A 6796-nucleotide genomic window follows, 5' to 3' on the forward strand; every position below is an offset into this window, starting at 1 on the left:
AAAGTGCTGAAACTGAGTCAGAAGTCTTGGGACTTGGACTCTCAGTAATTGCATTGAATTTGGGAATGTACATCGGACTGCCAGCATTTGGAATTGTAAAAGCAATTCAGTTTAGAAAAAATTAATTTTTTAAACAGAACTGATAGTTACTTAATTTTATGAGTTTATCATTTAATGAAATTAAAATTTTTTAATTATTGATTATAATGCAACCAACTTGATTGTATCCATTTTTTTATTAATTTGAAAATTTTTTGTAATTTCAGTAACCTTTTCTGATTCTCCTTTTAAGATGAAAAGTTCCATACATTTTTCTCCATCAATCTTATTGTGAAGATGCATAGTGATGAGGTCTTCATAGGAATGTTTGATTCCGTTTACTTCGTTATCATATTCATCATTATGCACTACTAATAAAATGGCATTAACTTCTCCTGAAAGATCTTGTTTTTGTTTCTCTTCAGAAACAAAGCTTCGTATCCCTGCTCTTATTGCATCTGATCTACCTGAAAATCCCATAGTAGATTGTAACTTATCAATTTGTTTGAGAATTTCATCATTTAATGAAATTGAAACAATTGGCATGTAGTTGCTTTTATTAAGAAACATAAAAATTTTAACAAAATATTATTAAGATTTTATAGATTTATTAATAATTAAAATATAGTTAGGTTGAAAATGAAATTAACACAAAAGAATAATGGTGAATTAAAAAATGGAGATTATGAACTCTTCAATGAGGTGCAGATTTTGATTAATGATAATTCAGATACATACAATCACAATATTTCAATTAGAATAACTGATGGTGAATGTAAAATCCATCCAGAGGAATTATCTAAGATAGCTATGCAACGAGCTTTAGAAGCAAGACAAATAGCTAAAAATCCAAAAATTACCAAAGTTAATGATTTGACAAATGGAGAGGGGTTATGCTAAATGCTGTTGAAATATCAAATCTTACTGTCAAATATCCAGAAGTAATTGCATTAGATGATGTAAGCTTTGTAGTCAAGCAAGGTGATTTTTTAGGAATCATTGGACCAAACGGTGCAGGTAAATCTACTCTTTTTGATTCTATGTTGGGTCTAAATACAACATATACGGGTACAATCAAATTTTTTGATGAGGATATAAAAAAATCAAAAACTTATCATAAATCAATTGGTTATGTTCCTCAAAGACCTGAATTTGAAAATAATTTTCCTGCAACAGTTAGTGATGTTGTAAGAATGGCTTTGGAAAAAAAATCTGATGAAAATAAAATAGATGAAGTATTACAACGATTATGGATACATGAACTTCGTAACAGAAGAATCGGTGAATTATCTGGAGGACAATTACAACGTGTATTTATTGCAAAAGCATTGGTTAATGATCCAAAAATTTTGATTTTAGATGAACCTATTACTGGAGTTGATCAACAAAACATAGATTTGTTCTTTAGTATTCTAAAAGAACTAAATTCTAAAAATGGAATTACAATCATTTGGTCATCACATGATTTGGATGCGGTAAATAAATTAGCAAATCATGTTGCATGTTTAAATCGTACACTCTTTTTTCATGGCGAATCTGAAAAATTCTTTTCTGATGATGAACTTGTTAAACAATATTCTGAAGCATCAATGCAGGAACACATGCATCATCATTAATCATGTCTTTTGAAGTCTTAACATATGGATTTATGCAAAGGGCCATACTTACTGGTGCCATAATAGCAATTTTATCTTCAGTTATAGGATTGTTTTTAGTTTTAAGACGTTATTCATTATTTGGTGATGCACTTGCACATTCCTCCTTTGGTGGAATTGCTCTTGGCTTATTTGCAGGAGTTTATCCCCTATGGACAGCCTATGGTGTATCAATACTTAGTGCATTAATTATTACAAAAATTAAAACTAGATACAATATTTCTGGTGATGCCTCAATTGCGGTACTTTTATCCTCAGGTATAGCAGCTGGGCTTGTAATCATTAGTTTTTCAGGTGGATTTACACTTGATATCTTTAGTTTTCTCTTTGGCAGTATTCTTCTTGTTAGTGTAAATGATACAGTAGTGATTGCAGCATTAGCTGGAGCAATTTTAATGGTAATTTTGTTATTCTTCAGACAAATTTTGTATTCCACATTTAATGAAAAGCAAGCTAAAGTTAGTGGAATTCCAGTAGAAAAAATAAATTATTTACTAATTATTTTGGCAGGGCTAACTGTAGTTACATCAATTCAACTTGTTGGAGTATTGTTAATTTCAGCATTATTTGTAATTCCAAATGTTACAGCAATAATGTATGGTAGAAGCTTTAAACAAACTATGTTTATCTCTATGAGTTTCTCTGTACTATCTGTTGTATCTGGAATTTTGATTTCATATGTATTTGATATTACTCCAGCTGGAACTATTGTGATATTTTCAGTTGCATTACTTGCGATAACTATGGGAATAAAGTCTGCTGGATTGTTATCTAAGAATTAATTAAAGAATTCAATCTTCGTTTATCATAAATACTCTTTACAAAGAATAATGATGTTACAATAATTCCTAATGCAATTAGTGGCGATGCAATTTCAGTATACTCCATTTCAATATTATTTTCAATATTGTCAATTGTTTTAACTTGTGAGAGATCTACTGGAAGTTCTATTGTGTTTATGGTGCCAATTTTATTTCCTTCTTGTTCAACAAACCATATTTTTCCATTTTTGTCTGATGTTACAAATTGAATAAAAGATCCTTCAGTTGGAATTGGAATTTCTTTCAAATCATTATTATCCGGATCATAAACTCCAATGGTATCTACAATATGCTGTGCAAACCAAATATTTCCATATCTGTCAAATGTCATTCCAAATGGAAGTGCTTCTTTATCTAATACTGAAATACTCTCAAAAGTCTCTAATACTGGATTGAACTTTGTGATTGCCGTGCCTGTATGCTCAGCAATCCATACGTCTCCATTTTTGTCAAAAAGGAAATATTCTGGACTCTGGAGAGGAATTTCTTTTGAATATTGAGTTAGTTTTCCTTCTTGCGGATCAATTTTTCCAAATTTCCCTGTACCTGTTGCAGTATACCAAATATTTCCATCACTATCTATGGACAATGCAAATGGCAATGAATCTTTTTCAGGTAATGATACATTTTGGAAAACATCCTCATCTGGCATATACTTCATGATTTTATTTTTGTTCACAATTGTAATCCAAATATTTCCATCAAAATCTGCTTGAATGAATATTGGTGTATTTGATACTGTTACTGGAGCTAGATTTGGAATTGTTTTAGTTGTAATTTCTTTTGTTGTTAAATCAATGTATCCAATTTGATTTCCTGGAGTATCTGTAAACCAAATTTTTCCAGAATTATCTCTAGTTAGAAATGTTGTAGCTGAACCATCAAATGAATAAGAAGAAAATTCTTGTGTATCAAGTGAAAATTCCCACAATCTTGGTGCAGATGGATCACTTACCCAAATAGAATTTTCTCCATCATATAATGGATAAAGTGGCTTTGCATCTTCTGGAAATTCATATTCAACTACTTGAGTTTGAATATTTTCTAATCTTGGTTTAACTAGTACATTTACTATTTTTGATTCATTTGCATTTTCAGTTCTTTGAGATTCAATTTCCATTTGCCATTGTCCAGAAAATCCAAACGTTAACTCACCTTGAAATTCAATTGGAATGTCGTTTTCTACATTAGTTACTTCCATTGGAATTTCAATTGGAGAAATATTTTTTGATGGATTTGACATTTTTACTTTAAGTTCATTTGCATCGTATATTGGATTATTATTAAAATCAGAAACTTTAACCAAAATTGTATTTACTCCACTTGAAAACGGCGTAATCTGAATCTCAAATTTTGCATTATCAGTAAATTCAATGGTTTTAAATCCATAAATAATTTCTTGAGCACTGGCATCTTTGAATTCACCTTCTGGTAAAGTACCATTTGTTAATACAGCTACTACACCTAATAGAATGACTCCTAGCGCTGCATCAACTTTTAATGATCTTTTTAATATTTTATGAACATTAATTTTTCCAGTATGGTAATTTTTTTCTGCTGTTTTTTGAACTCTGAATTGGAAAAATCCACCTAGCGCAACCATTACGCTTGCAATAGCAATTTTCAACATGATTAATTGACCATAAACGGATTCAGTGATTAATCCCACATCACTCTCTAAGAACCACATTAGCAATGGACCTGTAATTATTACAATTCCAACTGAAATAATAAATGCAATTGAAAATCTTGGAATTAATGCCAGGCTCATTTTTTCTCTGTTTTCTTCTTTTAGATTTGATAGTGAAGGCAATAATGTAAAAACAAAATAAAATATTCCGCCAATCCAAACTGCTGCAACTAAATTGTGAATATAATCTAAAATTAATGCAAACGTTTCACCACTTGCTGCACCATGACCAATAAGACTTGAAGTTGAAATTAATGCTAACATAGCAACAAGCATTGGAATTTGAACTTTTTTTGGTAGATTTTTTTTCCTGTCTAATGCAAACCATATTCCGAGCAAAATTATGGTAATTACCATTCTAGCTAACCAAATAGTTCCAAAGTACGTTTGAATTGCTTCTAATGGTGATGCTTCTAATCTAACACTTTGAACAGCAATCATCAGAATATTTGAAATAAAAATTAACATCAATCCTATTCCAGTAATGGACATGAATTTTTGATGATGTTTAATTTGGACTTGTTCTAATTCTTCTTTGATTGATTGTTTATTTTGAGTTCCCCAAATAATTAATGATGCAATAACAACTCCTAAAACAATTGTTTGACCTACAATTCCTGGAAATCTTGCACCAGCTTCTGGAAAAAATAGTAACTCAGTCGAATCTTGATTTTCTAATAACTTTGGATCAATGACAACATCTCCAACTGCAAACAAAAATGCACCAGGAACTAGATGGCCATCAACTTTTGATAATACTTTAGTGGTTACAGTGTATACTCCATCTTCTAAAGGACTAGTTGTAACGATTAATGATTTTTCATCTTCATAATAATTTGTATCCTTGTTATCAATTTGATTTCCATTATTATCTAAAACCTTAACTGTACTAAATTCTAGTTCAACTGGTTCTGAAAAAAATACAATTACTTCTGAAACTCCAGTTGGTGCGTTTGTTGATAAGTTGGGAATAGTTTCATCAGTGAATGGATGTGCAGAAACAAAGGGAATTGTTGAAATCGATAATACTAGTAATACTATGAGAATTTTTTTCATTTGCTAATCTAGACTAATTTGATAATTTAAAGAATCTTTCATCCATTCGAAGTTTGTACCACTCCACGTAAAGATAATAATGGTTGCAAGGTAACTATAGTCGTGAAAGTAGTAATTTTTGGTCTTATTGCATTATTGATTTCTTTTGGAATGGCCACGCAATCCTATGCACATACTACAGTTGAAGTTGAAAAATACAAAATCGAAGCAGGATGGAGCATAGAACCACCTGTTGTAGGAATTCGTAATTCTGTTGTTTTCAAAATTATAGAACCGGGAGAAAGAGAAGGCACCTATACGGGCATCACTAGTGCATTTCAAAATCTTGAATCTAACATAATGTATGGTGGTGCAAGTAAGTCTATTGAAATTAATTCAGATCCAAAACCTGGATATTATTTTTCACCAATCATTCCAACTAAAACTGGTAGTTATCTTGTGGATTTGCAAGGTGAAATACGTGGTGTTGTTGTTGATGTACAAATTCCTGTTGAAGATGTTGAAAGTACATCTGTTCTTGATTTTCCTCCAAAAGCTAGTGAAGGTTCTGCAGATGTCTCTGCTTTGAAAAATGCAATTTCTTCACTTCAACAAGATGTTTCTAAATTAAAGTCTGGTGAAACAACTACGCCTTCTAATGGTGGTGCAGCATATGACTTTGCAATTTTTGGATTGTCAATTGCAGCAGCAGCAATTATCTTAGCGATAATTAGTTTAATAAAAAGAAAATAGAAAAAGAGAAATTCCTAAAATCTTGGAACGACTCTAGATTTTGCAGTTACAGCTACGATGCTGATGATTGCTACAGCTAGTATCATCATTGCAATTGTTCCAAATTCTGGAACTACTTGTTTTGTTGCTACTTCACCGATAGGTCCTGTCTTTTCATCGTCAGGCATTCCGTATCCGTTAAATGTTACTTTAACTTCTACTGGTGTATCATCTGATGTTGCTGCTGGTAATGGTGCTGTCATATGTTCTACAACTCCATCATGATCGTGTACATCGCTTTCATCTAAAACAACTTCACCATTTTGTGTGGCTTCAATGTTGTAGTTGATGTGGCTAACACTTTCTCCAGACATTGTTGTAAATGTTACATCTACTACTAACATTTCACCTGCGTCTGCAGTGTTTGATGAAATCTCAATCATTAATGGTTCATCAGAATGAGACATTTCCATATCCATGCCACTGTGATCCATTTCTTTGTCACCGTGAGACATTTCTTTGTCACCGTGAGACATTTCTTTGTCATCACCGTGGTCATCTGCATGTTCTTCAGCTGCTACTTCTTGTACTATGATTTCTCCAACCATCCAGGTATGTAACATACAATAGTATGGCACTTCACCTGCTTCAGTTGGACTCCATTCAAATGACTCTCCAGACATTAGTACACCTGAATCAAATACACCATCTGGGGACGGAGTAAATCCATCAACAGTTCCTGATGTAAAGGTGTGAACTCCTGTTGTGTCTGTGTTTGTCATGGTTACAACACCACCGACGTCAACTGTTGCTGTACTTGGTGT

7 protein-coding genes are annotated in these 6796 nt (G+C 32.0%); 4 read left to right on the top strand and 3 right to left on the bottom strand.

Features of this window, described 5'->3' with window-relative positions; genetic code table 11:
• Positions 1-201 precede the first annotated feature (201 nt).
• Positions 202-585: a CopG family ribbon-helix-helix protein gene (locus AW732_RS00465; RefSeq protein ID WP_067956920.1), complete on the bottom strand. Its 384-nt coding sequence runs from the start codon at positions 583-585 to the stop codon at positions 202-204.
• 93 nt (positions 586-678) lie between these two features.
• Here AW732_RS00465 and AW732_RS00470 point away from each other — a divergent pair, with 93 nt between their 5' ends.
• Genes AW732_RS00470 through AW732_RS00480 form a run of 3 tightly spaced genes read left to right on the top strand, consistent with a single transcriptional unit; the run spans position 679 to position 2476 of the window.
• Complete coding sequence (locus AW732_RS00470; protein ID WP_067956924.1) at positions 679-939, top strand: hypothetical protein; 261 nt, start codon at positions 679-681, stop codon at positions 937-939.
• Positions 933-1655, top strand: a complete 723-nt coding sequence (locus AW732_RS00475) for a metal ABC transporter ATP-binding protein (RefSeq protein WP_067956927.1) — start codon at positions 933-935, stop codon at positions 1653-1655. Before AW732_RS00470 ends, AW732_RS00475 begins: the two co-directional genes overlap by 7 nt.
• A 32-nt stretch (positions 1656-1687) precedes the next feature.
• Complete coding sequence (locus AW732_RS00480) at positions 1688-2476, top strand: metal ABC transporter permease (RefSeq protein ID WP_067956938.1); 789 nt, start codon at positions 1688-1690, stop codon at positions 2474-2476.
• On the opposite strand, the gene AW732_RS00485 is transcribed toward AW732_RS00480, so the two are convergent.
• On the bottom strand, positions 2466-5261 hold the full coding sequence (locus tag AW732_RS00485; RefSeq protein WP_067956929.1) for a CopD family protein: 2796 nt from the start codon (positions 5259-5261) through the stop codon (positions 2466-2468). The two genes, AW732_RS00480 and AW732_RS00485, sit on opposite strands and share 11 nt — an antisense overlap.
• Positions 5262-5363: 102 nt before the next feature.
• Here AW732_RS00485 and AW732_RS00490 point away from each other — a divergent pair, with 102 nt between their 5' ends.
• A complete protein-coding gene (locus AW732_RS00490; RefSeq protein WP_067956932.1) occupies positions 5364-5993 on the top strand; it encodes a hypothetical protein in 630 nt (209 codons plus the stop codon).
• A gap of 14 nt (positions 5994-6007) precedes the next feature.
• Here AW732_RS00490 and AW732_RS00495 read toward each other — a convergent pair.
• The coding region (locus tag AW732_RS00495) for a PEFG-CTERM sorting domain-containing protein (protein WP_067956935.1) at positions 6008-6796 on the bottom strand (789 nt) is incomplete at its 5' end.

Source organism: Nitrosopumilus sp. Nsub (genome assembly GCF_001541925.1).
Taxonomy (GTDB): domain Archaea; phylum Thermoproteota; class Nitrososphaeria; order Nitrososphaerales; family Nitrosopumilaceae; genus Nitrosopumilus.